This window comes from Paraburkholderia sp. JHI2823 (genome assembly GCF_038900695.1).
Lineage (GTDB): Bacteria > Pseudomonadota > Gammaproteobacteria > Burkholderiales > Burkholderiaceae > Paraburkholderia > Paraburkholderia mimosarum.
This window is the reverse complement of sequence record NZ_JAYMRY010000458.1, coordinates 1-240: the sequence shown is the minus strand read 5'-3', so window position 1 is coordinate 240 and position 240 is coordinate 1. Positions and strand designations below refer to the sequence as shown.

At 58.8% G+C, this 240-nt stretch carries 1 pseudogene; it reads right to left on the bottom strand.

The window, feature by feature from the left end:
• Positions 1-118: 118 nt before the first annotated feature.
• Positions 119-240: pseudogene (locus VSR34_RS39390) on the bottom strand (transposase); the annotation flags it as partial.

Below are 240 nucleotides of genomic sequence, written 5' to 3'. Positions count from 1 at the left end.
AGTCCGTCACCACTACCCGTGTATGCCTGATCGATACGCATGATGTTCTCCTCGGAGCCAAACCTCAGCACGCTGATTTTAGGCGTCAGCATGTCAAGGCCTTCGCTCATAGGATCTCGAAACAGCCTGCCTGAATCCAGCGCTGCGTCTGCTGGTAGACCGTCTCCCACGGCGGAAAGTCATTGGGCAGCAGACGCCACGGCGCACCCGCGCGGACAATCCAGCGCAAGGCGTTGAACA